The sequence below is a fragment of the Caulobacter sp. genome (assembly GCF_017744445.1).
In the GTDB taxonomy this organism is placed as follows: Bacteria; Pseudomonadota; Alphaproteobacteria; order Caulobacterales; family Caulobacteraceae; genus Caulobacter.
Genome location: NZ_JAGIBH010000003.1, coordinates 1 through 22,098, shown reverse-complemented (window position 1 = coordinate 22,098; position 22,098 = coordinate 1). Strand labels below are relative to the sequence as shown.

Annotated in this window: 19 protein-coding genes and 2 pseudogenes; 14 read left to right on the top strand and 7 right to left on the bottom strand. The window is 67.4% G+C overall.

Annotated features, from left to right (window positions below; all coding sequences use genetic code 11):
- Positions 1-60 precede the first annotated feature (60 nt).
- A complete protein-coding gene (locus J7528_RS05220; protein WP_291871885.1) occupies positions 61-579 on the top strand; it encodes a hypothetical protein in 519 nt (172 codons plus the stop codon).
- On the opposite strand, the gene J7528_RS05215 is transcribed toward J7528_RS05220, so the two are convergent.
- Entirely contained in the window at positions 553-1,563 is a 1,011-nt protein-coding gene (locus J7528_RS05215) for an ATP-binding protein (RefSeq protein WP_291871884.1), read from the bottom strand. The genes J7528_RS05220 and J7528_RS05215 overlap by 27 nt on opposite strands.
- Before the next feature lie 229 nt (positions 1,564-1,792).
- On the opposite strand from J7528_RS05215, the gene J7528_RS05210 reads away from it, so the two are divergent.
- From J7528_RS05210 to J7528_RS05190, 5 genes are all read left to right on the top strand, one after another.
- Entirely contained in the window at positions 1,793-2,197 is a 405-nt protein-coding gene (locus J7528_RS05210; protein WP_291871883.1) for a DUF2946 family protein, read from the top strand.
- Positions 2,198-2,263: 66 nt separating this feature from the next.
- On the top strand, positions 2,264-4,312 hold the full coding sequence (locus J7528_RS05205) for a TonB-dependent receptor (protein ID WP_291871882.1): 2,049 nt from the start codon (positions 2,264-2,266) through the stop codon (positions 4,310-4,312).
- A 12-nt stretch (positions 4,313-4,324) separates the two neighbouring features.
- Complete coding sequence (locus J7528_RS05200) at positions 4,325-4,813, top strand: YcnI family protein (RefSeq protein ID WP_291871881.1); 489 nt, start codon at positions 4,325-4,327, stop codon at positions 4,811-4,813.
- 14 nt (positions 4,814-4,827) lie between these two features.
- The gene (locus J7528_RS05195; protein ID WP_291871880.1) at positions 4,828-5,310 is read left to right on the top strand and encodes a copper chaperone PCu(A)C; all 483 of its coding nucleotides are present in this window, start codon (positions 4,828-4,830) and stop codon (positions 5,308-5,310) included.
- A 97-nt stretch (positions 5,311-5,407) separates the two neighbouring features.
- Positions 5,408-7,522, top strand: a complete 2,115-nt coding sequence (locus tag J7528_RS05190) for a M13-type metalloendopeptidase (protein WP_291871879.1) — start codon at positions 5,408-5,410, stop codon at positions 7,520-7,522.
- A 226-nt stretch (positions 7,523-7,748) separates the two neighbouring features.
- Here J7528_RS05190 and J7528_RS05185 read toward each other — a convergent pair whose 3' ends face one another.
- Together J7528_RS05185 and J7528_RS05180 are read right to left on the bottom strand one after the other, a co-directional pair.
- Entirely contained in the window at positions 7,749-8,042 is a 294-nt protein-coding gene (locus tag J7528_RS05185) for a GIY-YIG nuclease family protein (protein ID WP_291871878.1), read from the bottom strand.
- A gap of 183 nt (positions 8,043-8,225) precedes the next feature.
- Positions 8,226-9,896: a hypothetical protein gene (locus J7528_RS05180; RefSeq protein ID WP_291871877.1), complete on the bottom strand. Its 1,671-nt coding sequence runs from the start codon at positions 9,894-9,896 to the stop codon at positions 8,226-8,228.
- A 245-nt stretch (positions 9,897-10,141) separates the two neighbouring features.
- On the opposite strand from J7528_RS05180, the gene J7528_RS05175 reads away from it, so the two are divergent.
- The 5 genes from J7528_RS05175 to J7528_RS05155 all read left to right on the top strand — a co-directional run bounded on the left by J7528_RS05175 (position 10,142) and on the right by J7528_RS05155 (position 14,326).
- Positions 10,142-11,245: a histidine kinase gene (locus J7528_RS05175; protein ID WP_291871876.1), complete on the top strand. Its 1,104-nt coding sequence runs from the start codon at positions 10,142-10,144 to the stop codon at positions 11,243-11,245.
- The gene (locus J7528_RS05170) at positions 11,245-11,973 is read left to right on the top strand and encodes a LytTR family DNA-binding domain-containing protein (protein WP_291871875.1); all 729 of its coding nucleotides are present in this window, start codon (positions 11,245-11,247) and stop codon (positions 11,971-11,973) included. Before J7528_RS05175 ends, J7528_RS05170 begins: the two co-directional genes overlap by 1 nt.
- 14 nt (positions 11,974-11,987) lie before the next feature.
- Positions 11,988-13,031, top strand: a complete 1,044-nt coding sequence (locus tag J7528_RS05165; RefSeq protein ID WP_291871874.1) for a winged helix-turn-helix domain-containing protein — start codon at positions 11,988-11,990, stop codon at positions 13,029-13,031.
- 34 nt (positions 13,032-13,065) lie between these two features.
- On the top strand, positions 13,066-14,058 hold the full coding sequence (locus J7528_RS05160; RefSeq protein WP_291871873.1) for an alpha/beta hydrolase: 993 nt from the start codon (positions 13,066-13,068) through the stop codon (positions 14,056-14,058).
- 70 nt (positions 14,059-14,128) lie between these two features.
- Positions 14,129-14,326, top strand: a complete 198-nt coding sequence (locus tag J7528_RS05155; protein ID WP_291871872.1) for a hypothetical protein — start codon at positions 14,129-14,131, stop codon at positions 14,324-14,326.
- A 200-nt stretch (positions 14,327-14,526) separates the two neighbouring features.
- Here the strand turns inward: J7528_RS05155 and J7528_RS05150 are convergent, their stop codons facing one another.
- The gene (locus tag J7528_RS05150; protein ID WP_291871871.1) at positions 14,527-15,204 is read right to left on the bottom strand and encodes a hypothetical protein; all 678 of its coding nucleotides are present in this window, start codon (positions 15,202-15,204) and stop codon (positions 14,527-14,529) included.
- A 173-nt stretch (positions 15,205-15,377) separates the two neighbouring features.
- Between J7528_RS05150 and J7528_RS05145 the strand changes: the two genes are divergently transcribed.
- Entirely contained in the window at positions 15,378-15,782 is a 405-nt protein-coding gene (locus J7528_RS05145) for a hypothetical protein (RefSeq protein WP_291871870.1), read from the top strand.
- A 414-nt stretch (positions 15,783-16,196) separates the two neighbouring features.
- On the opposite strand, the gene hisG is transcribed toward J7528_RS05145, so the two are convergent.
- The 3 genes and pseudogenes from hisG to hisS form a co-directional block, all read right to left on the bottom strand.
- Complete coding sequence (gene hisG, locus J7528_RS05140; protein WP_291871869.1) at positions 16,197-17,165, bottom strand: ATP phosphoribosyltransferase; 969 nt, start codon at positions 17,163-17,165, stop codon at positions 16,197-16,199.
- Positions 17,162-18,336: pseudogene (locus J7528_RS05135) on the bottom strand (ATP phosphoribosyltransferase regulatory subunit). The gene hisG and the pseudogene J7528_RS05135 overlap by 4 nt, the downstream one beginning before the upstream one ends.
- On the bottom strand, positions 18,296-19,777 hold the full coding sequence (gene hisS / locus J7528_RS05130) for a histidine--tRNA ligase (RefSeq protein ID WP_291871868.1): 1,482 nt from the start codon (positions 19,775-19,777) through the stop codon (positions 18,296-18,298). The pseudogene J7528_RS05135 and the gene hisS overlap by 41 nt, the downstream one beginning before the upstream one ends.
- Before the next feature lie 318 nt (positions 19,778-20,095).
- Here hisS and J7528_RS05125 point away from each other — a divergent pair, with 318 nt between their 5' ends.
- Positions 20,096-21,313, top strand: coding sequence for a HEPN domain-containing protein (locus J7528_RS05125; RefSeq protein WP_291871867.1), 1,218 nt, complete (start codon positions 20,096-20,098; stop codon positions 21,311-21,313).
- Between the two features lie 276 nt (positions 21,314-21,589).
- Positions 21,590-21,710 (top strand): annotated as a pseudogene (locus J7528_RS05120) (hypothetical protein); the annotation flags it as partial.
- Positions 21,711-22,098 lie beyond the last annotated feature (388 nt).

Sequence of the window (22,098 nt, the reverse complement as noted above, 5' to 3'; positions counted from 1 at the left end):
CCTGCAATTTGCGAGCTCGTCGATCGTGGGCTCGATAGCCTCAGCCTAAGCGGCAGACTCGTGCTTGAGCTAGGCCCGGGCAATGGCGAAGTCGCGCTAGCCCTGGCGACAAAAAATCCGGACGACTTCCATGTTCTGATAGATATGAACATACACGCCGCGGATGAAATCGGCCGACAAATCGCCAAGCGAAACCTGAAAAACGTCGGTGTGGTCACAGGCGTTGCCCACGCGGAGTTATCGAGGCTTGATGACCGGGTGGAGTTCGACGTCGTGCATTGCTACTTCCCAAGCCCGCTCAACAACATCGCTATGCCCGCCCCGCGCCTCTACGACCAGATCACCTGCCGCGAAATCCTGAGGCTGACGCAGACTGGATCGGAATTCTTTACCGTGAGTGACAAGGCCTTCGTGATCGATCGGTTTGAGAAGCGGCTAGCGCCAGCCTTCAGGCTCGGGACATGGCGGCCGCCAATCTCACCCCTGATGGAAGGCGCCGTGATCGGCACTCAAAACGAGCGGATCCATTGCATCGCTCGAGATGTGACGCCGTCAGTCGCTCGCCTTGTCCGGACCTGAACGCGGCACACTGAGGACGGCCCAAGTCCGTATGTTCTGACCGGGAACCCAATCATCTCGCTTCGGATGATCCTGTGACCAGATGCGGAGACTTCCACCGAAGGACTCAGCCAGCCTTCGGGCCTCTGCCAGCCCCTCGCCTCTGCCCGCGATGCCCAGACGCTTGGCCGCCTGCCCTCGAACGCCGCGTTCGAAGACTGCCTCCTCTTCATCTTCAAAAACCGGGCATCCCCAGCTGTCGACTTCGACCTCCACCTTCGTGTCGCTGGTCTTGATCCGAATATCGACCCAGGGCCGCTGCCCATTCCTCATGTCGCGCGTATACTTGACACCATTTTCGACGAGCAGAATGACGACCCGACGAAATGGATCAGGCGGCACCATGACAATCGGAACAATGAACTGAGGCTCAATATAATTGACGGATCTATTCTTGCCGTCCTGCATGTCCTTGAAGCGATCGACGACGCTTTGCACTTCGGACTCAAGATCAACCCCGACGGCGCCACTCGGCGCTGAAAACATATACTCCATTTCCCTTTGCAGGTGTGAGAGCTCTTGAATTTGAGCGCTTATCGCGGCCTCCACCGTATGGAGAAAGTGTCCTTCGAGCGGCGTTTCGACCAAGAGATCCTGCCCAGATGAATCGCTCATAGTCACGAGGAGCTTGCACAGAGCATCTTGGTAGCGTTCGGGCGGGAAGCGGCGCTCCTGGATCAAATCGATCTCGTCCAGCTGATCGCCGATCGCCCTCTCAGCCCCCTTCAGGTCGACACCATTCTCGATCAGGATCAATGAAAGGGCTCGCCGGAGTTCACCGGGCTTGAGCTGCCCCGTGGGATCTGGCCGGGCCCGCCCCATCGGCGCGCGCGGCTGGTAGGCGCCGACCAGGCATCTACACGCCTGAAGAATGAGCTGGGTGCGTATAGCAAAGGCCGAGAGACGATGGAGCGCGGCCCGATTTGGATCGGTTTCTTGTATCACAATGCCCCCTCCTGAAATCCCGCAGGAAAAGTATGCCAGCTTTCTCAAAATTCACGAGCAGGATCGCGCGGCGATCAGTTCTACGCGTGTAAAGATAGGACTTCTGCTTGGCGTTAGGTTTGGCGGCATGGCGGCAACCTACAATCTTACTGCCCACTCCCCTTAAGTACTCCCCGCCGCACTCCGCCACATTGACCCCGCCACCGCCCGGCCCTACCACCTCCCCACCATGACCGCCCGCACCGGCCATTCCCGCACTCTGCTCGCCGCGTTCGCGGCGGTGCTGGCGGTGCTTGTGCAGGTGCTGCTCCCCGCCGCCGCCATGGCTCATGACCTGCGCGAGAGCGGATCGGCGATGGTGATCTGTACGGCGGACGGCTCGAAGGTCGTGATCGTCGATGAGGACGGCCAGATCCGCACGGCGCCCGCCAAGAGCTTCATGGGCCTGAAGTGCACCAACTGCGTGGGGCCGACCCTGGCCGCTACGCTCAGCGCGCCGGTTCCGGCCATCGCACCCGTCCAGTACGCCGAATATGTCGAGACGCCGGTCGAGCGCGTGCTCGGCGTGCGGGGTCATGCCCGCGCCCCGCCGCGTCCGCCCAGCCAGGGCCCGCCTCAAATCCTGAACGCCTGAGCATTTTCCGTCGCGCCGCGTTTTTGACGCCGTGCGCCCTGCCACGTTCCGGGATCTTCCGCCTCCATGTCGCATACCTTCCGCCGCGCCCTGCTGGGCGCCGCCGCGCTCGCCTGTTTCTCGCCCCTCGCCCATGCCGCCGAGACCGACGACCAGGTCTCGTCGGTCATCGTCACCGCCCGTCCCAATCCCGAGGATCCGCCCGTCGTCGCCGACGCCCGCCGGCGGTTGTCGGAGACGCCCGGCGCGGTGTCGGTGATCTCGCAGGAGAGCTATGCCAGCCGCCAGGCCCTGGCCCTGGACGACATGCTGCGCGACGCGCCCGGCGTGTACGCCCAGCGCAAGTGGGGCGGCGACATCCGCATCTCGATCCGGGGCTCGGGGATCGGCAACGCCAACCACAACCGAGGCCTCTTGCTGGCCCAGGACGGCGTGCCGCTGAACGAGGCCGACGGCTATGGCGACAGCCAGGTCGCCGACCCGCTGAACACCCGCTACGCCGAGGTCTATCGCGGCGGCAACGCCCTACGCTTCGGCGGGGCGCTGCTGGGCGGGGCGGTGAACCTGGTGACGCCGACCGGCAAGGACGCCGGGTTCGAGAACCAGATCCGGCTGGACGGCGGCGCGTTCGGCCTGGCGCGCGAACACATCGCCATTGCCCGCCAGTCGGGCGACTGGGACGTCTTCGCCGCCGCCACCAACCAGACGGGCCAGGGCTGGCGCTCGCAGAGCCAGCAGAACATCCAGTTCGGCAGCTTGAACATCGGCCGCAGCTTCGGCCAGGACCGCGAGGTGCGCTTCATCGTCAATGGCTCGAACATCAACCAGGAGATCCCCGGATCCCTGACCCTGGCCCAGTTCCACGCCAATCCGCGCCAGTCGGCGGCCGGCAATCTGTCGGGCGACCAGAGCCGCAACCAGCGCGGCCTGCGCGGCTCGCTGCGGACCACCTGGCGGCTGTCGGATCAGCTGGTGTTCGAGGGCGCGGTCTATGCGGTGTGGAAGGACCTGGACCACCCGATCTTCCAGGTCATCGACCAGCAGAGCCGCAACTACGGCGCCTTCGGTCGCTTCGACTGGGACGGCCAGGTGGCCGGCAAGCGGGCCGACGCCTTCTTCGGCGCCTGGTACCGCACCGGCAACATGGACTCCAACTTCTACGTCAACAACCGGGGCGCCCGCGGCGCGCCGACCTCGCGCACCTTGCAGAACGCCAAGGCCGTGGACGTGTTCGGCGAAGGGCGCCTGTTCGTCACTGACCGCGTGGCCCTGGTGGCCGGCGCGACCTGGGGGCAGGCGGAGCGGGACTATACGAGCTTCGCCATCCCCGGCCAGGCGGCGACCTTCAACCTCAAGGCCGGCAAGACCTATGACTGGGTGTCGCCGCGCGTCGGTCTGCTGTGGCAGGACGAGACCGGTAACCAGGTCTTCGCCAACCTGACCCGCTCGGTCGAGCCGCCGAACTTCAGCTCGATGTCGCCGACCAATACCGGCTTCGCCCCCGTGAAGGCCCAGAAGGCCTGGACCGGCGAGGTCGGGGCGCGCGGGCATCGCGGGCCGTTCACCTATGACCTGACCCTGTACCGCGCGCAGCTGCGGGATGAGATGCTGCAATATGCGGTGACCTCGTCGATCCCGGCGGCGACCTTCAACGCCGACAAGACCCTGCACCAGGGCATCGAGGCGGCGCTGGACTGGGCGCCGGCCCCGCACTGGCGCATCCGCCAGACCTGGACCTGGTCGGACTTCCGCTTCCGGGGCGACGCGCAGTTTGGCGACAACCGCCTGCCAATCGTGCCCAAGAACTTCTACCGCTCGGAGGTCCGCTACGACGCCCCGCGCGGGTGGTTCGTGGCCCCGTCCCTGGAATGGTCGGCCAGCGACCAGTGGATCGACTACAAGAACACGACCAAGGCCCCGGGCTATGCCATCGTCAACCTGAACGCCGGCTGGAAGGTCACGCCAGCCGTGTCGGTGTTCGTCGATGCGCGGAACCTGGCCGACAAGGCCTATGTCTCCAACACCCAGGCCGCCGTGGCCTGGACCGCGACCACCGCCACCCTGTGGCCCGGCGACGGCCGGTCGGTGTTCGGCGGCGTGACCGTCAGCTTCTAGGAGGAGGACAAGATGAAAGCCCCGCTGATCGCCCTCCTGGCGCTGGTCGCCACGCCGGCCGCCGCCCACGTCGTGGCCGTGCCCGACACCGCCAAGGCCGGCTCATACTCGGCCATCGCCTTCCGCGTGGGCCATGCCTGCGCGGCGGGCGACGTGACGACCAGGATCCGCATCGAGATCCCCAACGGCGTCGCCTCGGCCCGGCCGCAGGTGAAGCCCGGCTGGACCTACAGCATCGAGCGGGACGATCCGAAGAGCCCGCCGACCGCCATCACCTTCGAAGGCCGCCTGCCCGACGAGGCCTTCGACGACTTCGCGGTGCTGATGAAGCTGCCCACGCAAGGCGAAAAGCTGATCTTCCCGATCGTCCAGACCTGCGAAAAGGGCGAGAGCCAGTGGACCGAGGTTCCCAGCCCCGAGGCCCCGGACGCCAAGCTGAACCGCCCGGCTCCGACCGTAACCCTGACCCCCGACGCGGCCGCGCCCGCGCATCATCACTGAGAAAGGAGCGCCCCATGTCGCGCCTGTTCGCCATCGCCCTGACCGCCATCCTCGCCGCCTCGACCGCCGCCCAAGCGGGCGACTACAAGCTGGGCCAGCTGACCATCCGCCAAGCCTGGAGCCGTCCGGCCCAGGCCGGTATGAACGGGGTTGGCTTCTTCACCGTCGTCAACGCCGGCAAGACCCCGGTGACCCTCAAGAGCGTCGAGACCCCCGCGGCCGGCAAGGCCGAGATCCACCAGTCCTCGACCAAGGGCGGCGTGATGAGCATGCGCCGCCAGGACAACGGCGTGGTGATCCCGGCCGGCGGCCAGGTCGCCTTCGCCCCCGGCGGCTATCACCTGATGCTGATCGGCCTGAAGACGGCCCAGGCCCAGGGGCAAAAAGTTCCGGTAACGCTGGTCTTCGACAACGGCCGCAAAGCGCAGGTCGAACTGGCCGTACAGCTGGCTCCGCCTAGCGGACAGGCCGCCCCGGCCGGCGAGCACCATCACTGATCCTTCAAAAAATGGGTCACATGAACTTTTTTTAAGGGAGCAAAAATTCCGCGCCCGTGCAGATTGCCGCCAGCTCACACCAACGGATACGACTTCCATGAAAAGAGTTTGGTTCGGCGCTGCCGCCGCCGCGGCCCTGTCGATCTCGGCCTTCGGGGCCCAGGCCCACGAACAACACGCCTGCATCGACGATGCGTGCACGGTGCAATCGCTGCTGCCGGAAGGGGTCGCCGCCGCCGGCGACGCCACCTCGCTGGAGTCGCCGAAGTACGGGACGTGGGGTTTCGACATCTCGGGCATGGATACGTCCGCCAAGCCGGGCGAGGACTTCTACAAGTACGCCAACGGGACCTGGGATGCGAAGACGGTGATCCCGTCCGACCGCACCCGCTACGGCAATTTCGACAAACTGGCTGAGCTGTCGGAAGCCCGCACCAAGGCGATCATCGAAGGCGCCGCCGCCGACAAGGCCGCGACCGGCGAGAAGGCCAAGATCGGCGCCGCCTACCGCGCCTTCATGAACGAAGCCGCCATCGAGAAGCTGGACGCAGCCCCGATCAAGCCGTGGCTGGACGGCGTCAAGAAGGTCAAGACCAAGGACGAGTTCACCGCCCTGATGGGCAAGAGTTCGGTCACCCCGTATGCCAGCCTGATCAGCCTGGGCATCCAGACCGACGCCAAGAACCCGCAGGCCTACGCGGTCTATGCCGGCACCGGCGGTCTCTCGCTGCCCGACCGCGACTACTATCTGAGCTCCAAGTTCGCCGACAAGAAGACGGCGTACCTCGCCTATGTCGAGAAGCTGCTGACCCTGGGCGGCTGGGAAAAGCCGGCCGAGAACGCCAAGGCCATCGTCGAGTTCGAGACCAAGCTGGCCGAAGCCTCGTGGACCCGCGTCGAGCGCCGCGACCGCGACAAGACCTACAACCCGGCCACCCTGGCGCAGCTGCAGGCCCTGACGCCGGGCTACGACTGGAACCGCTATCTGGTGGGTACGGAACTGCCCAAGGTCGACCGCTTCATCGTCACGACCAACACCAGCTTTCCCAAGTACGCCCAGATCTATGCCGACACCCCGGTCGAGACGCTGAAGGCCTGGCAGGCGTTCAAGGTCATTGATGGCGCGGCCCCGCTGCTGTCGAAGCGCTTCGCCGACGCGGCGTTCGAGTTCCGCAACAAGACCCTGTCGGGCCAGCCCGAGCAGCGTCCGCGCTGGAAGCGCGGCGTCGCCCAGGTCAACACCATGCTGGGCGAAGCGGTCGGCAAGGAATATGTCGCCGCCTACTTCCCGCCGGACTCCAAGGCCAAGATGGTCTCGCTGGTCGGCGACATCCGCACCACCCTGAAGACCCGCATCGACGCGTCGACCTGGATGGGTCCGGAGACCAAGGCCAAGGCCCAGGACAAGCTGGCCAAGTTCACCGTCAAGATCGGTTATCCCGACAAGTGGCGTGACTATTCCAAGCTGGAGATCAAGGAAGGCGACGCCTACGGCAACCTGATGCGCACCGGCGCCTGGGACTACCGTCACGACGTCGAGCGCCTGAACCAGCCGGTCGACAAGTCCGAGTGGGGCATGACCCCGCAGACGGTCAACGCCTACTACAACTCGGTCAACAACGAGATCGTGTTCCCGGCCGCCATCCTGCAGGCGCCGTTCTTCCATCCGGACGCGGACCCGGCCGTCAACTACGGCGGCATCGGCGGCGTGATCGGCCACGAGATCGGCCACGGCTTCGACGACCAGGGCCGCAAGTCCGACGGCGACGGCGTGCTGCGCGACTGGTGGACGGCGGAAGACGCCGCCAAGTTCGACGTCCAGAAGGCCAAGCTGGGCGCCCAGTACTCGGCGTTCGAGCCCTTCCCGGGCGTGCACGTCAATGGCGACCTGACTATGGGCGAGAACATCGGCGACCTGTCGGGCCTGGCCTTCGCGCTGGACGCCTACCACGTCTCGCTGAAGGGCCAGCCCTCGCCGGTCCTGGACGGCTTCACCGGCGACCAGCGCGTCTATCTGGGCTGGGCCCAGGTGTGGCGCCAGAAGTCGCGCGACGACGCGCTGAAGCAACAGATCGCCAGCGATCCGCACTCGCCGTCGTACTACCGCGTCAACGGCACCATCCGGAACCAGGACGGCTGGTACTCGGCCTTCGACGTCAAGCCGACCGACAAGCTGTACGTCGCGCCGGCGGACCGCGTGAAGATCTGGTAGTCGCGCGCTATCTGATAACGATCAAGGGGGGCTGCTGGAGAGATCCGGCGGCCCTTTTTGCTGGGCGGGCCAGGACCTCTACCCCTACCCCGACCATCCCCGCGAAAGCGGGGACCCAAGCCGAGTCAGCAGATTGACCACGGCCGCGCCACATCCTGAACGCCAGCTTGGGTCCCCGCTTTCGCGGGGATAGTCGGAGTGCGGGCTGAATTTCGGGGCAGGCTGGTCAGCAGTTCAGGGTCTCGTACAGATCCACCCAGCCTGGATTCAGCGCCTCGATCAGCTCGATCTTCCAAGCGCGGTTCCATTTCTTGATCTGCCGCTCGCGAATGAGCACGCCCTCTCGCGTTTCGCACAGCTCGTACCAGACGAGCCGATCGACGCCATACTTGGCGGTGAACCCCTTCCGAACCTTCTCCTTGTGCTCCCAGGTGCGGCGAGAAAGGTCGTCCGTGTGGCCGCAATAGAGTGTGCCATAGGGTCCGCTAGCCAGGATGTAGACGGTGAACATCCGATCCATAAACGGAACATATCATGAACAATATTCGCACAGAAGCGCCGCTTGGATCCCCGCTTTCGCGGGGATAGTCGGTGACAAAAGGAAGGGCCGCCGGATCGCTCCGGCGGCCCTTTTTCTCTGGCCCGTGGTTTCGGGGGACGGCCAGAGAACCCTGTCGGGGAGGAACTCCCGCCAGAGATCGAGTTAGAGGTTGTATTCAGGCTTGCCGTACTGGCCGATCAAGTCGACCGAGAACGGCGCGCCGTCGGCCAGGTCGGTGAAGTAGGCGTTGCTGGCGCCGGCGTACTGGCCGACATCGGCCTTCATCGCCTCGGCCAGCAGCCAGCCGACCATGGCCGCCTTGGTCCCGATGTCGGTCTTGCCATAGGCGGTGAAGTAGTCGACCCGGGTGTCCAGCAGGGCGTGGACCTTGGCGTCGTCGGGCGTGGCGCCGAAGATCTCGGCATAGGCGCTGCGGGTGGCTTCGAACAGGCTCTTGGCCCCGTACTCGGCCTGGAACGCCGCCTTGCCCTCGCCGTCGCGGCCCAGATTGACCGCGAAGTTGATGTAGCGGTTCTCGGCGTTGAAGGTCTGGTAGTAGGCGCTGTTGAGGTTGTTCGGGTTCGGACCGATCGGCGACAGCAGATAGTCCATGCCGCCCTCGCCCGGGGCATGGCCGGTGAAGAAGGCGTAGGACGTCGTCGCCACCGCCGCCGAGGCGTCGGCCAGGTTGATGATCGTCTTCAGCGCGGCGGCCTCGGTCAGCTGACCGGCCACGACCTTGTCGGCCAGGCCCTGCACATAGGCGCGATCGGCGTCGTTGGCCGGGGCGTAGCGCAGGATGTTGTCGAAGGCGTTGGTCAGGCGCACCAAGGTGTTGGCGCCGGTGGTCAGCAGGCCATTGGCCTCGGCCAGGGTCAGGGCGACCTTCTCGACCGTGATCGCGCCGCCGTCCCAGGTCAGGACCGTGCCGCCCTTGCCGTCGCTGGCGGCGGCGGTGAACGACTTGCCGTCCAGGTCGAAGCGGTCTTCGGCCTTGGAGAAGTCGCGGATCAGGTCGTTGCCCTGATTGGCTCCGGAGAAGGCGAAGCGGTCGGCGCCCGCGCCGCCCCACAGCTCGTCATTGCCGGTCCCGCCGATCAGGATATCGTTGCCGCCCTGGCCGTAGAGGAGGTCGTTGCCTTCGCCGCCATCCAGCTGGTCGTTGCCGTCGGCCGCCAGGGCCGCGTCCTGGTCGCCGGCCAGGGTGTCGTTGCCTTCGCCGCCGATCAGGCGGTCGTGGCCGCCGTCGCCGCGCAGGTTGTCGATGCCCGCGCCGCCACGGATCGTGTCGTTGCCGGCCATGCCATAGATGAAGTCCGCGCCGTCGGCGCCATAGATGGCGTCGTGGCCGTCGCCGGCGTGGATCTTGTCGTCGCCCGCGCCGCCCTTGATGCGGTCGCTGGCCGAGCCCGACCAGAACTCGAACTGCTCGACATTGACGATGCTGCCGCCGCCGGTCAGGGCCTGCACGCCGGCCGCGCCCAGGTCAACGATCACCGACGAGGTCAGGCCCGTCAGGTTCAGATAGGCGTAGTCGCCCTGGGCCCCGTTCGCGCCGCCGTCGAAGTGGTCGCCGATGCCGCCGTACAGGCGGTCGAAGCCATTGCCGCCCTTCAGGCTGTCGCTGAAATTGTCGGAGTCGTTGGAGCCGCCGCCGTAGACATAATCGTCGCCGTCGCCGCCATCGAGGACGTCCGCGCCGTCGTCGCCATAGAGGGCGTCGTTGCCCTCCAGGCCGGTCAGGGTGTCGTTGCCCTTGCCGCCAATGATCGTGTCGCCGGCGGCCGTGCCGGTCAGGTTGTCGTTGCCGTCGGTGCCGCTGATATTGGCCACGTTCGCCTCTCTCTGTCTCGTTTCCTGGGGGTGATGGGATGGCGGTGGGGGCCGCCTGCCTTTCCCAAAGCCACGAGCGCGGCGTCGGCGAAATTCCACTGCGACGAGCGTGACCGCGATTTCGACCAGGGGTCGCTCTCGAGCGACGAACAGGACGAACGGCGCGGTGGCGGCCTTCGACGAACGGCCGGTTTGGAACGACGGAGCCGATGGGCGAAAAGCCCAGCCTTTGCTAGGCTTTGCGCATGAAATTTCCGACCGATCCGCGCTTGAGGGCCTGGGCGATCGCCACCCTGCTCTGGACCGTGAACCTTCCTGCCCTGGTCTCGCCGGCGCTGAAGGCCGGTGGCCTGGAGCTGAGCGCGATCATCACGGTCACCATCTTCGTCGTCACCGGCTGGCTGCTGTGCGCGGGCCTGTACGAGTGGCTGCGCACGCGCTCGCAGCGTGCCCCCCGGCAGCTTCTGACCGCGGCCATCATCGGCACGATCGTCGCGTCCCTGCTGCTGGGCCTGGCCGACGGCGTGGGCGGCATCGTCCTGGAGAAGATCGGCCTGACGCCGGCCAAGCCGCTCAGCTACGTGGCCGTGCGGGCCGTCGCCAACACCATCTTCCTGGGCTGGGTCTTCGCGATCTTCGCGGCCGCGACCCTGCTGCTCGAGTTCGCCGCCCGCCTGCGCAAGCGCGAGGAGCAGCTGGTTTTGGCCGAGAGCCAGACCGCCCAGGCCCGCGCCACCGCGACCGCCGCGCGGCTGGCGGCGCTGCGCTACCAGCTGAACCCGCACTTCCTGTTCAACACGCTGAACGCGGTCAGCGCGGCCGTGGTCACCCAGCGCACCGCCGACGCCGAGGCCATGCTGGCGCGGCTGGCCTCGTTCCTGCGCATGACCCTGTCGACCGACGCCAGCGCCTTCATCCCGCTGGAGGACGAGCTGGGCGCGGTCGAAGCCTATCTCGAGATCGAGGCCGAGCGCTTCCGCGAGCGGCTGTCGGTGCAGGTCGCCTGCCCCGAGGCCCTGCGCGACGCCCAGGTTCCCAGCTTCGTACTCCAGCCCCTGGTCGAGAACGCCATCAAGCACGGTGTCTCGCGCAGCCGAAACCGCGTGAGTCTGGTCATTCGTGTCGAGACGCGGGACGACGACCTGGCGGTCACCGTCAGCGACGACGCCCGGCCCTTGAGCTCCAGCCTGCCCGCGCCCAGCAGCGGCATCGGCCTGGCCGCCATCCGCGAGCGGCTGGAGGTGCTGTACGGCCCGCGCGGCACGCTGACCGCGCAGCCCGGGGACCCCGGCTTCACCGTCACCCTGCGCCTGCCGCTGGATGGCGCCGCCGGCCAGGAGGCCGCCTGATGCGTGTGCTGATCGTCGACGACGAACCGGCCGCCCTGGAGCGGCTGGAAGTCCTGATCCGCCAGATCCCCGGCGTCGAGCTGGTCGGTTCGGCCGCCGATGGCGAGAGCGCCCTGGCCGCGATCAGCGACCTGCGGCCCGACCTCGTCCTGCTGGACATCCAGATGCCGGACCTCAACGGTTTGACCGTGGCCAGCCTGCTGCCGATCCAGCAACGGCCCGAGATCGTCTTCGTCACCGCCTTCGAGATCTTCGCCGCCGACGCCTTCGAGGTCGAGGCGCTGGACTATCTGCTCAAACCCGTCCGCTTCGATCGCCTGCGCCAGGCGATCGAGCGCGCCAAGCGCCGGCGCGAGAAGACCGCCCAGCCCGCCGATCCGCTGATCGACGGCCGCGCCATCTGGGTGCAGACGCGGACAGGCTCGGTGCGGGTGTCGCTGTCCGAGATCGACTGGATCGAGGCGGCCAAGGACTATGTCCTGCTGCACACCTCGACCCGCAGCTACCTGCACCGCTCGACCATGTCGGCGCTGGAGAAGGAGCTGCGCGGGGCGGGCCTGCTGCGCGTGCACCGCTCGGCCTTCGTCCGGGCCAGCCGGGTGCGCGAGGTCAAGGGTCACGGCCGGGCGATCACCGCCGTGGTGCTGGCCGACGACATCAAGGTGCCGGTCGGCTCGACCTACGCCTTCCAGGTCATCGAGACGCTGAGCCTGACGGCGCAGGACTAGATTTTCGCCGGCCGGTGACGGAGTCTCGCGCTCCTGTTCGCGAGGTTCTCTCCACTTTGGCCCCGTTCCGCTTCGACCGTTTCGAACTCGACCTGGCCGACCGCCGGCTGACGCGGGACGGCGAGGCCGTGGCGCTGAACGCCCGCTATTTCGACGCCCTGGCGCTGCTGGTGCGCGAGCAGGGCAAGCTGGTCACCAAGCAGCGGTTCCTGGACGAGGTCTGGCGCGGCGTTCCGGTCACCGACGAAGCCCTGACCCAGTGCGTGCGCACCCTGCGCAAGCTGCTGAACGACGACGCCGGCGCGCCACGGCTGATCCAGACCGTGCCCAAGCACGGCTATCGTTTCATCGCGCCTATGGACGGACAGAGCCCGCCGGATCGCCCGGCCTCGGACTGGCCGCGCGTCCTGCGGCTGGGTCTGGCCGGGACGGGCGGCGCCGTGACGGCCGGCGCGATCGGCGGCCTGGCCTACGGCTTCGCGGCCGGGACGGGCGTCTCGGCCCTGGCGGTGCTGCTGAGCGTCACCCTGCTGGTCGCCCTGCTGGGCGGGGCCGGCGTGGCGTTCGGCGTCGCCCTGGCCGAGTTCGCCCCCGGCCGCCCGTGGTGGCGCGCGCCGTTCGGCGGGGCGATCGGCGGTCTCGGGGTGGGGGCGGTCGTCAAGCTGGTCGGCCTGGACGCCTTCGCCCTGCTGCTGGGCCACGCGCCCGATGGGATCACCGGCGGCGGCGAAGGGGTGCTGCTGGGCGGCGCCGTGGGCCTGGCCTTCTGGCTGGCCGGCAAGACCTCGGGCGCCCGCCAGGCCGCCGTCGCGGCGGCGGTCGGGGGCGCCGCTGGCCTGGTCATCCCGCTGCTGGGCGGGCGCCTGTTGGGCGGCAGCCTGGATCTCCTGGCCCACAGCTTCCCGGACTCGCGCCTGAAGCTGACCACGATCGGCGGCCTGTTCGGCGAGCCCGGCCTCGGCCCGCTCAGCCAGGCCGTCACCGGCGCCCTGGAAGGCGCCCTGTTCGCCGCCGGCCTGGTCGGGGCGATGCTGTGGGCGCAGCGACGCCATGTTTGATCCAGGTTTCGCGCGCCGGTCTGGCGGGGACGCCATGTTCCGGGGAGTGGTTCTGGCCGTCGCCCTCCTGATAGGCGCGGCGCCCGGTCTTGCGGCCGAGCCCGCCGACGCCACCGCCCACAAGACAAGCTTCGTCACCACCAGCGATGGCCTGAAGCTGGAAGTGCTGGACTATGGCGGCGCCGGCTCGCCGATCCTGCTGATCTCCGGCGGCGGCCGCACCGCCCACGACTTCGACGCCTTCGCCCCGCGCCTGGCGGCCCGTCACCACGTCTACGCCGTCACCCGCCGAGGGCTGGGCGCCTCCGACAAGCCGCCGCTGAACCCCGAGGCCCACACCCTGTCCCGCCTGACGCTGGACGATGTCGAGGTGCTGGACGCCCTGAAGCTGCCCAAGGCCACCCTGGCCGGCTGGTCGCTGGGCGGCGCCGAGCTCAGCGGCCTGGCCCGTCACCATCGCGACCGGGTCACCGCCTTGATCTATCTGGACGCGGCCTATGCCTACGCGTTCTACGCGCCGGCCAACGCCTATCCAGACGCCGTCAATGTCGAGATCGACCTGGCCGACCTGCGTGACAAGCTGCAGGCCGCAAGGTCCGGCTCCAAGCAAGACGCCGCCCGGATCTATGACGAGGTGCTGGCCAAGGATCTGGTCGACCTGGCCACCGACATCCGCGCCGCCGCCGAGCGCCGGCGCCGGCTTTCCAAGGGTCTGGCCGAAGGCCCGCCCGCGCCGCTCTCCCGGCTGATGACCCGTCAGAACATGGAGAAGTTCCCGGCCGTCACCGGCATCCCGATCCTGGCGATCTTCGCTATCCCCGCGCCTGAGCCGAACCTGACGCCGGCCGAACGCGACGACGAGACCCTGATGCTGAAATGGCGGCGCGAGCAGATCGGCCGCTACCGCGCCGCCCATCCGGCCGCCCGGATCGTGGAGATCGCCGGCGCCGACCACGACGTCTTCAATTCCCACCCCGACATCGTCCTGCGGGAGATCGACGCACTGCTGGACCAAGCGGCGCCTTAACCACGTTTGGTCAGGCCCGCTTAAGGCTTAGGACTCAGATTGCGGGCGAATCCCTTTCGAGGAACGCCCTGTGCAGGTCTCCGCGTCCAACGCCGTCCGCTACACCCCGCCCGCTTCCACGGGCGAGGCGCCGGCGCCGGCGCCCATCGTCGACCTGACCCAGCTGGCCGTGGCCCAGACCAACGCCAAGGCGACCGCCTCGGCCGGCGCGGCCTTGGCCCAGACCACGGGCGAACTGACCGGCACGCTGGTGAATATCTCGGCCTGAGGCCGGCAGCCGCCTCGTACGGCGTCATGCCAGAACATGTCTGGCTTCTCCCCTTCACCGATCATCCCCGCGAAAGCGGGGACCCAAGCGGAGTCGGAGGATCGTAGCTCAGTCGCGCCCCATCCTGAAAGCCAGCTTGGGCCCCCGCTTTCGCGGGGACGATCGGGTGGGGGTTAAGTCAACGCCGAAACTGATCCGCCCTACACCCGGATATTCAGGCTCGAGGTCGGCTTCGCCGGGGCCTCGCTCTGGGCGGCGCGGTCCTTCAGCCAGCCCATATAGGTGTCCATCGACTCGGTGATCTCGCCGTTGTTGGTGGCGATGGAGAAGGGGTTCGGCCTGGCCCAGGTATCGCCGCCAAGCTGCCCCCCGACCTCGATCCACCGAGGGAGGACGGAAAGGTCATCCAGGCGTTGCCGCGCCTGGACCGGGGTCATGGCCGACACGTCCTCGCTGGGCAGGATCCTCTCCTGGTGGAAGCGCATGTAGTCCTGGTGCTGGACGAGGGCGAAATCCATGAGCGCGCCCATCTTCCTATACTCTTCGTCGGTAAAGTGGCTGCCGTTCGACGTACGCGCCGGCTCCGACCTTGCTTCCGGCAGGGCGGCCTGTTGCGGCGGGGCGGCTTGGGCGGCTTTGGCGATCTGGGCCGCCTGAGCGGCCTGGGCCATCCGGCTCAGCGACACGGTCACCGCCGGTCGCGCCGTGGCGGTTCTTGCCGGGAGCTCGGCTGTTTTTGTCGGCGCCGCCTTCACGGCCTGGTCCGCCCGCATGGCCGCCGCGCGGACCAGGTTGGCGGTCTCGTCCCCGGCGCCGCCTTGCCGGCCAAGTCCTAGCAGGGACGACAACAGCATGCTGGAGTTGGCCTGGCGGATCATTCGGTGGTCCTCGCGGCGCGCCCGGGGGCGCGATACCGGAATTAACCGTGCAGGTTCCATGCCACCTAGGAGCGAGTCATCGACTCACAGGTTGAGTCAGCCACCCTGCCGGTAACGCATTGCGAACGCATATGGCCATACACAATCCCTGGATGCATTCATCAGAGGTGAACATGGCTGACGAGATTCACGATCATCTGCGGAAGCGGCGAGACGCGCTGCAATCGCAATGGACCACCTTCCTGGCCGTCGGGAATGGCGCCTTCCTGACGACGATCGGCGCCAAGGTGCTGGACGCGGTCTTTGCCAAGGAAAAGGTCAAAGACATTCAAGCGATGGCCGACGCTTGGTTCTATCCGATCGGCATATTCGCCGCGGGTCTGATCTTCGCGGCCTTGATTCCGGTTTTTGAGCTCATCGCCACGCAAAAGCACCTTAAGGCGGGCGACCCGGCCCAAGCGGCGGACACATATTGGAACAAGTGGTGGAACTGGTGGCCGGAGGGGCTCTCGGCCCTCTGCTTCGGGGGTGGTGTCATCTTGGGCGTCGTCGCCCTGATCGGCAAGGCACACAAGTAGCGCCACCCTGACAGGACGGGTCTGGACGATCGCCGTTCAGCCCGTCCGATCACCGGATAATTTGGAAGCGCTTCCAGCCCGCGCGGCCACTTTTGACTCTATCGTCAAAAAACTGTGCTACAGCCCAGATACACCAAACCCGCCGCGGGGGATAATCGCGACGGGCTGGCTATTTTCTCGATCATTCGATCTAGGCGGGCGTTTCCTCCCCGAAACGCCGAAGAACGGGAGCTCTCTGTGGGCTCGTTTCGTCCTTGCAGTATCTAGAAACGTCAAATTCATGACGGTGTCAACGCGGCAAATCCCTTTTTCGCAAAGGTTTGGACGAATTTTTGACGCCTGAGGCGTAGTTTGGACGCGAAAGTCGAAGAAACGCCTCGATTCCGCGTCCATATTTGACAGATATGTCAAAACTTACTTTTCGGCCGCGTCTTCCAGAGCCCGGACGAAACGATCCAGCACCGCCGAGCGCGACTCGAACACATAGTCCGGGCGCGAGACGGTGACCGGCTCGACTCCGGCGGCGGCCAGGGCGGCGGCGGCGTCGAACAGGTCGCCGGTCGCCAGGAGAGCGCCATTGGCCCGGCGCGAGCCGCCCTTGGCGACGAAGGCCGCCACGGCCGACTGACCCGCCGCGTCCTGCTCGGCCGGCCAGACCAGGGTCGCCAGCTTGCCGGCCCGGCCCTTGGCCTCGACCACCGACAGCATGCGCCGCAGGGCGCCGCGTTGCGCAGGGCTCCAGGTCGCGATCAGCGAGGCGGTCAGCTGGGCCTGGCTCTTCAGGATCACGCCGTCCAACAGGATCTTCAGGCCGTTGGCGGCCAGGGTCGCGCCGGTGGTGGTGATGTCGACGACCAGTTCCGCCGCGCCAGCGGCCGGAGCCCCCTCGGTGGCGCCGCTGCTCTCGACGATGCGGTAGTCGGCGACGCCGTGGCGGGCGAAGAAGGCGCGGGTCTGGGTGACGTACTTGGTCGCCACGCGCAGGCGGCGGCCCGTCTTGGCCAGGTGCAGGTGCCCGACCTCGTCGACATCGGCCATCGTATCCACGTCCAGCCAGTTCTTGGGCGCGGTCACCACCAGGTCGGCGCGGCCAAAGCCCAGGGCCCGCAGCAGCATGACCCGGCTGTCCATGTCGTCGCCGCGCTCGCGCAGCAGGTCCTCGCCCGTGACGCCCAGGTGCAGGTCGCCGCTGTCGAGGCCGGCGGCGATGTCGCCCGCCGACAGCAGGCGCACCGAGACGCCGGGCAGCCCGGCCAGCTCGGCCGAATAGCCGCGCGCGCCGCCGGTCATTTCCAGCTTGAAGCCGCAGTCGGCCAGCCAGGCCTCGACCTGGTCCTTCAGGCGGCCCTTGGAGGGGATGGCGAAGATCATGGGGCCGCTCATTCGCCGCCTCCCGCATAGGCGCGCGCCGGGCGGATCATGAAGCCCACGGCGCCGGTGTTGGTGGAGACGCCCAGCTTGGACGGAAGGCCGTCGTAGCGACCGCCGGCCGCGACGGGCCGCTCGTCGCCCAGAACGGCCGAGCGGACTTCGAACAGATAGCCGTCGTAGTAGCCGAAGGCCCGGCCGAAGGCGGCGGCGAGAGTCGCCTTCTCCAGCGGCACGCCGCGATCGGCCATGCCCGAGAGGCGCGACCGCCAGCCGGCGACGGCGGCCTTCAGCGCGCTGTCGTTGGGACCCGCGAGGGCGGCGATGGCGTCCAGCGCCGCGTCCGGACGATCCGAGACGGCGAGGAAGGCGCGGACCTTGGCGGCCTGCTCCGGGTCCAGACGGCCGGCCTTGGCGGCCTCGGCGCGTTCGACCAGGCGGTGAGCGATCTCGGCCGGGCGGCGGCCGCCGACGGGCTCGATGCCGGCCAGGGACCACAGCTCCTGCAGCACCGCCGAAGCTTCCGTCTCCGGAAGACCGGCCAGCAGCGAGGCGATGCGGCTTTGCTCGGCGGTCGGCGCGGCGACGTCGCCGTCCAGCTCGGCCTTCAGCTGGCGCGGCTTGGCGAAGGCGCGCTTCAGGCGGGCGGCGAGCGGCGTGGCCAGGTCCAGGCTGTCGACGAAGGCGGCGAACAGCGAGACGTCGCCTAGGATCAGGCTGAGGTCGTCGCGACCGCCAGCGGCGGCGCTCGCCCAAGCAAGAGCGGCGATCTCGGAGTCGGCAGCCACGGGGTCGCCGGCCTCGAAGGCCTCGACGCCCAGCTGCAGGAACTCCTCGGCGCGGTCGGAGCCGCGCGGCGCGACGCGGAAGGCCTTGCCTTCGTAACGGTAACGGCCGGCTTCACCGCCGTTGGCGAAATGCTGCCGCGCCACGGCCACGGTGAAGTCGGGCCGCAGGGCCGCCTCCTCGCCGCCGTCGCCGGAGACGACGAACAGCCGCGAGCGCATGGCCTCGCCGGTCAAATCGAGCAGCAGGCCCAGGGGCTGCAGCACCGGCGCGTCGGTGGCGACGGCGCCGGCCGCCAGCAGGGGAGCGCGGATGGCGTCGAGCGCCTCCGCCGGAATGGAACGCTCGAGCCTCACGAATTAGCCCCCGATGATCTTGCGAACCGCCGCGACCAGCTGATCGCGCGGGATGGTCTGCTGGCCGGGACGCTCGGCCTTCCAGGCGGCGTTGTCGGCCAGGCCCTCGGCGGCCATGCGGCCCGCGTCCAGGTCCTTGATGGTCACCGTGCCGGCGGCGATCTCGTCCCCGCCCAGCATGACGACGGCCGGCGCGTTGCGGCGGTCGGCATATTTCATCTGCGGCTTCATGCCCGAGGTCCCCAGATAGACCTCGGCCGGGATGCCCGCCGCGCGCAACTGTCCGACCACGGAGAAGTATTCCGGCATGTGCGCCTGGTCGAAGGTGATCACCACCACCGGCCCGCGCGCTGCGCCGCCCGGCTCGCGGCCCGCCGCCCGCAGCGCCGCCGCCAGGCGCGACACCCCGAACGAGAAGCCCGTCGCCGGCGTCACATTGCCGGTGAACCGCGCCACCAGGTCGTCATAACGCCCGCCGCCACCGATCGAGCCGAACGAGACCTTGTTGCCCTTCTCGTCCGTGGTCGACAGCAGCAACTCGGCCTCGAACACCGCGCCGGTGTAGTATTCCAGCCCCCGGACGATCGACGGATCGATGAAGGCCTGGTCGTCGGCGATCCCCAGGCTGGTCAGCGCCGCGTCGATCCGCGACAGCTCAGCCAAGCCCTCGTCGCCCTCGGCCGAGCCGGCCACCACCTTGGCGATGTTGTCCAAGGTCGCGGAACGGCCGCCGGCCCCGGCCTGGACAAAGTCCAGCACCGAGTCGATCGCCTTGCCCTTCAGGCCCGCGCCCTTGGTGAAGTCGCCGCTCTCGTCCAGGCGGCCTTCGCCCAGCAGCAGCCGGACCCCGTCAACGCCCAGGCGGTCCAGCTTGTCGACCGCGCGCAGCACGGCCAGCTTCTGGCCGGCGCTGTCCGCGCCCGCCGCCGTCAGCAGGCCGTTCAGCAGCTTGCGATTGTTGATCTTCAGCACCGCCGCGCCGCGCGGCAGGCCGGCGGCCTCCAGCCCCTCGACCGCCATGGCGATGATCTCGGCGTCGGCCTCCGGACGGGCCGAGCCCACCGTGTCGGCGTCGCACTGGATGAACTGGCGGAAGCGCCCCGGCCCCGGCTTCTCGTTGCGCCACACCGGCCCGAAGGCGTAGCGGCGGAAGGGCTTGGGCAGGGTCTCCCAGTTCTGCGCCGTGAACCGGGCCAGCGGCGCGGTCAGGTCGTAGCGCAGCGCCATCCACTGGTCGTCATCGTCCTGCAGCGCGAACACGCCCTCATTGGGCCGGTCGCTGTCGGGCAGGAACTTGCCCAGGGCGTCGGCATATTCGAACGCCCCGGTGTCCAGGGCCTCGAAGCCGTAGCGCTCATAGACCGCCGACACCGCCTCCAGGATCGCCCGCTCGGCCCGCAGGTCGCGAGCGCGCTTGTCGGCGAAGCCGCGCGGGGCGCGGGCCTCGGGGCGGAAGTCGGTGTTTTCGGTGGTGTCGTCGGTCATCGGCGTCGGTCCTGAATCTTCAAGGCTTCGACGGATGGCGCTTGCGCTTAAGCCCCATCCGCTAGGCGGGGCTCTGGCTGGGTCGCTGGCTTTAGAGCGAACGGACCCGGCCGATCCCGCGAGGCGAGGTCGGATGGTGGTGGCAGCCGTGATGGTGCGGTGCGCGGGTCATTGCGGGTGGGGGTTTAGCCTAGGTGGGGCGGCGGGGGAAGGGGTCACCGCTTTGGAAGCATGGCGAGCAATAGAGTACGATCTCCGTGCCAGCGCTCAAACACGGCGAAGCAGCTAAGCGCAACTCGACAAGAGCTAAGGAACGCGATGACGACCGATGCAGAATTGATCGACCTGATTCAATCGCTGGCCGGTCCGACATTCGCCGCCCGTCAAGCTGCCCAGCATGGCATTCACCAAGAACCATCGTACTGGGAGATTGCGGCACCGCTACGAGAGGCGATGGACGCGCACCCCGAGTTCAGCGGCTCGCCAAGCGCCTTTTTTCTCGGCAAGCAGATTGGGTTCTTCAACCAACATCAGTCGATCAACATCCTTATGATCGCGTCACAGGTTGGCGCACGCGAAGCTTTAGCTTGGTATCGTCGTGTACGCGAAACGAAGCGTGCCCAGATGCGCCTTGTCGGCGAGCTACATGGAATTGCACCGCCTAAGGCAACAACTTTGTCGAATGGCGTGCAGCTCGTGCCGTTGGCTGATCTTCCGACATCTCCACAGACTGAAAGCCTCAAGGCATCCACCCGCATAGGACCGGCGATGTATATGCCGGCGGGGGTGGTTCTTGACATCGGCGAGGTTGAGGCAAGCGACGATCATGATGCGAGCCACAGACGCTTTCTCGACTACATCCAAGTTGTGAAGCGGACCGTGGCTGCTCTCACGCTGCACGACAATGCTGCACCTACACTCGGGTCTGTCTGGCTACAGTTCTGCGACCACAATCTCCAGGCAGCGGAGCTTGGGGTGATGTGGATGACAAGTCGCCAAGATGGACGGCACAACGACCATCCCTCTTCGGTCGACGGTGCAATGCTTGAGTGGGTCGAACGCTATCTCGCGCTACCAGCCTGCGCGACGGAAGCAATCGACTTTTCAATTTCGCGCCTCAATCTCGCGCGACGTCGCGTTACAGCACGCGACCAAGCGGTCGATGTATGCGTGGCGATGGAGTCGTTGCTGTCCGGCAAGGGACGAGGTGAACTAACGCATCGCCTAGCGGTTCGCACAGCATTGCTCCTGGGAACCGACCTCGTAGCTCGCACAGCGATAGTGGCAGAGGTCCGCAAGCTCTACGACTTGCGTAGCAAGCTCGTACATGGTGGCGACAGCCCCGGCTTTGGCGACGATCCAAAAGAGCGCACGATCGCCCATCGCGGCCTGGAGCTGTGCCTCGCGGCATTGCGCGCCGTCGTTCGCTCAGGCCAAAAACCAGAGCCTGACGAATGGGAGCTGACCGGTGGTCCTCCTTTTAATCGGTACAGCGAGACCGAACCCCCGAGACGCGCAGAATCTCTGCCCGGATAGCGCTCCCTCACCAACGACGAAAATGCCTTTGGCAGATACCTCCTTAAATCTCACGGCGAGACGATCGCAGGGCTGATCAGGTCACTCCGCCGACACCGCCCTCCGGGCGGCCGCCGCGCGGCGACGCGCGAGCGTCGTCCCCCGGGGTCCGGCTTTGCCGGCCCGCGCCTTAACTGACCTGATCAGCCCTGCACGCTGCAGCCTCCAAGAGATTTAAGGCGCGCGCCGACCGTTGGGCGGTCGGGCGGCGGTGGGGGTGGCGCGGGCGCTTCCCTTTTTCTTCCGTCATTCCCGCCCTTGTGGCGGGAACCCCTCTGGCCGTCGCAGGTGCGAAGGGCCGTTTGCGTCTCACGTGTCAGCTGAACCAGGGGTTCCCGCCACAAGGGCGGGAATGACGGTGAGTGGGGTGGCGGGCGTGCGGGGCAATGTAGAGGCCGCATCTCCATCACCCTCTCCCTTGGGAGAGGGCGGGGCCCGCCGCGTAGCGGTGGGAGGGTGAGGGGGCTCGGTGGTGGCCAGATAATCCCATCGGCTTCGGCGGTGCTTCGTATGGCCGAGGCAGTAGCCCCTCACCCTCCCGCGCGTCGCGCGGGTCCCTCCCTCTCCCTATGGGAGAGGGTGATTTACGGGGATCCAGCGGCCTCTATCCTCGGAATTCGCGAGATCGAAGGCCGTAAAATCAAACGCTTGTCGATTTTACACGCCTCTGAATGATCCGCGCTAAAATCCCCCGCACAATCATAGCCATCCCCGTCGCGGGGGAGGGCGTTTGGATCCGGCCCAAA

Excerpts from the sequence above, each read along its gene's own strand:
- J7528_RS05175 (WP_291871876.1), top strand. The coding sequence starts at position 10,142 with ATGAAATTTCCGACCGATCCGCGCTTGAGGGCCTGGGCGATCGCCACC.
- hisG (WP_291871869.1), bottom strand. The coding sequence starts at position 17,165 with ATGAGCGGCCCCATGATCTTCGCCATCCCCTCCAAGGGCCGCCTGAAG.
- J7528_RS05210 (WP_291871883.1), top strand. The coding sequence starts at position 1,793 with ATGACCGCCCGCACCGGCCATTCCCGCACTCTGCTCGCCGCGTTCGCG.
- J7528_RS05150 (WP_291871871.1), bottom strand. The coding sequence starts at position 15,204 with ATGATCCGCCAGGCCAACTCCAGCATGCTGTTGTCGTCCCTGCTAGGA.
- J7528_RS05185 (WP_291871878.1), bottom strand. The coding sequence starts at position 8,042 with ATGGATCGGATGTTCACCGTCTACATCCTGGCTAGCGGACCCTATGGC.
- J7528_RS05200 (WP_291871881.1), top strand. The coding sequence starts at position 4,325 with ATGAAAGCCCCGCTGATCGCCCTCCTGGCGCTGGTCGCCACGCCGGCC.
- J7528_RS05170 (WP_291871875.1), top strand. The coding sequence starts at position 11,245 with ATGCGTGTGCTGATCGTCGACGACGAACCGGCCGCCCTGGAGCGGCTG.
- J7528_RS05125 (WP_291871867.1), top strand. The coding sequence starts at position 20,096 with ATGACGACCGATGCAGAATTGATCGACCTGATTCAATCGCTGGCCGGT.
- J7528_RS05205 (WP_291871882.1), top strand. The coding sequence starts at position 2,264 with ATGTCGCATACCTTCCGCCGCGCCCTGCTGGGCGCCGCCGCGCTCGCC.
- hisS (WP_291871868.1), bottom strand. The coding sequence starts at position 19,777 with ATGACCGACGACACCACCGAAAACACCGACTTCCGCCCCGAGGCCCGC.
- J7528_RS05160 (WP_291871873.1), top strand. The coding sequence starts at position 13,066 with ATGTTCCGGGGAGTGGTTCTGGCCGTCGCCCTCCTGATAGGCGCGGCG.
- J7528_RS05190 (WP_291871879.1), top strand. The coding sequence starts at position 5,408 with ATGAAAAGAGTTTGGTTCGGCGCTGCCGCCGCCGCGGCCCTGTCGATC.
- J7528_RS05145 (WP_291871870.1), top strand. The coding sequence starts at position 15,378 with ATGGCTGACGAGATTCACGATCATCTGCGGAAGCGGCGAGACGCGCTG.
- J7528_RS05195 (WP_291871880.1), top strand. The coding sequence starts at position 4,828 with ATGTCGCGCCTGTTCGCCATCGCCCTGACCGCCATCCTCGCCGCCTCG.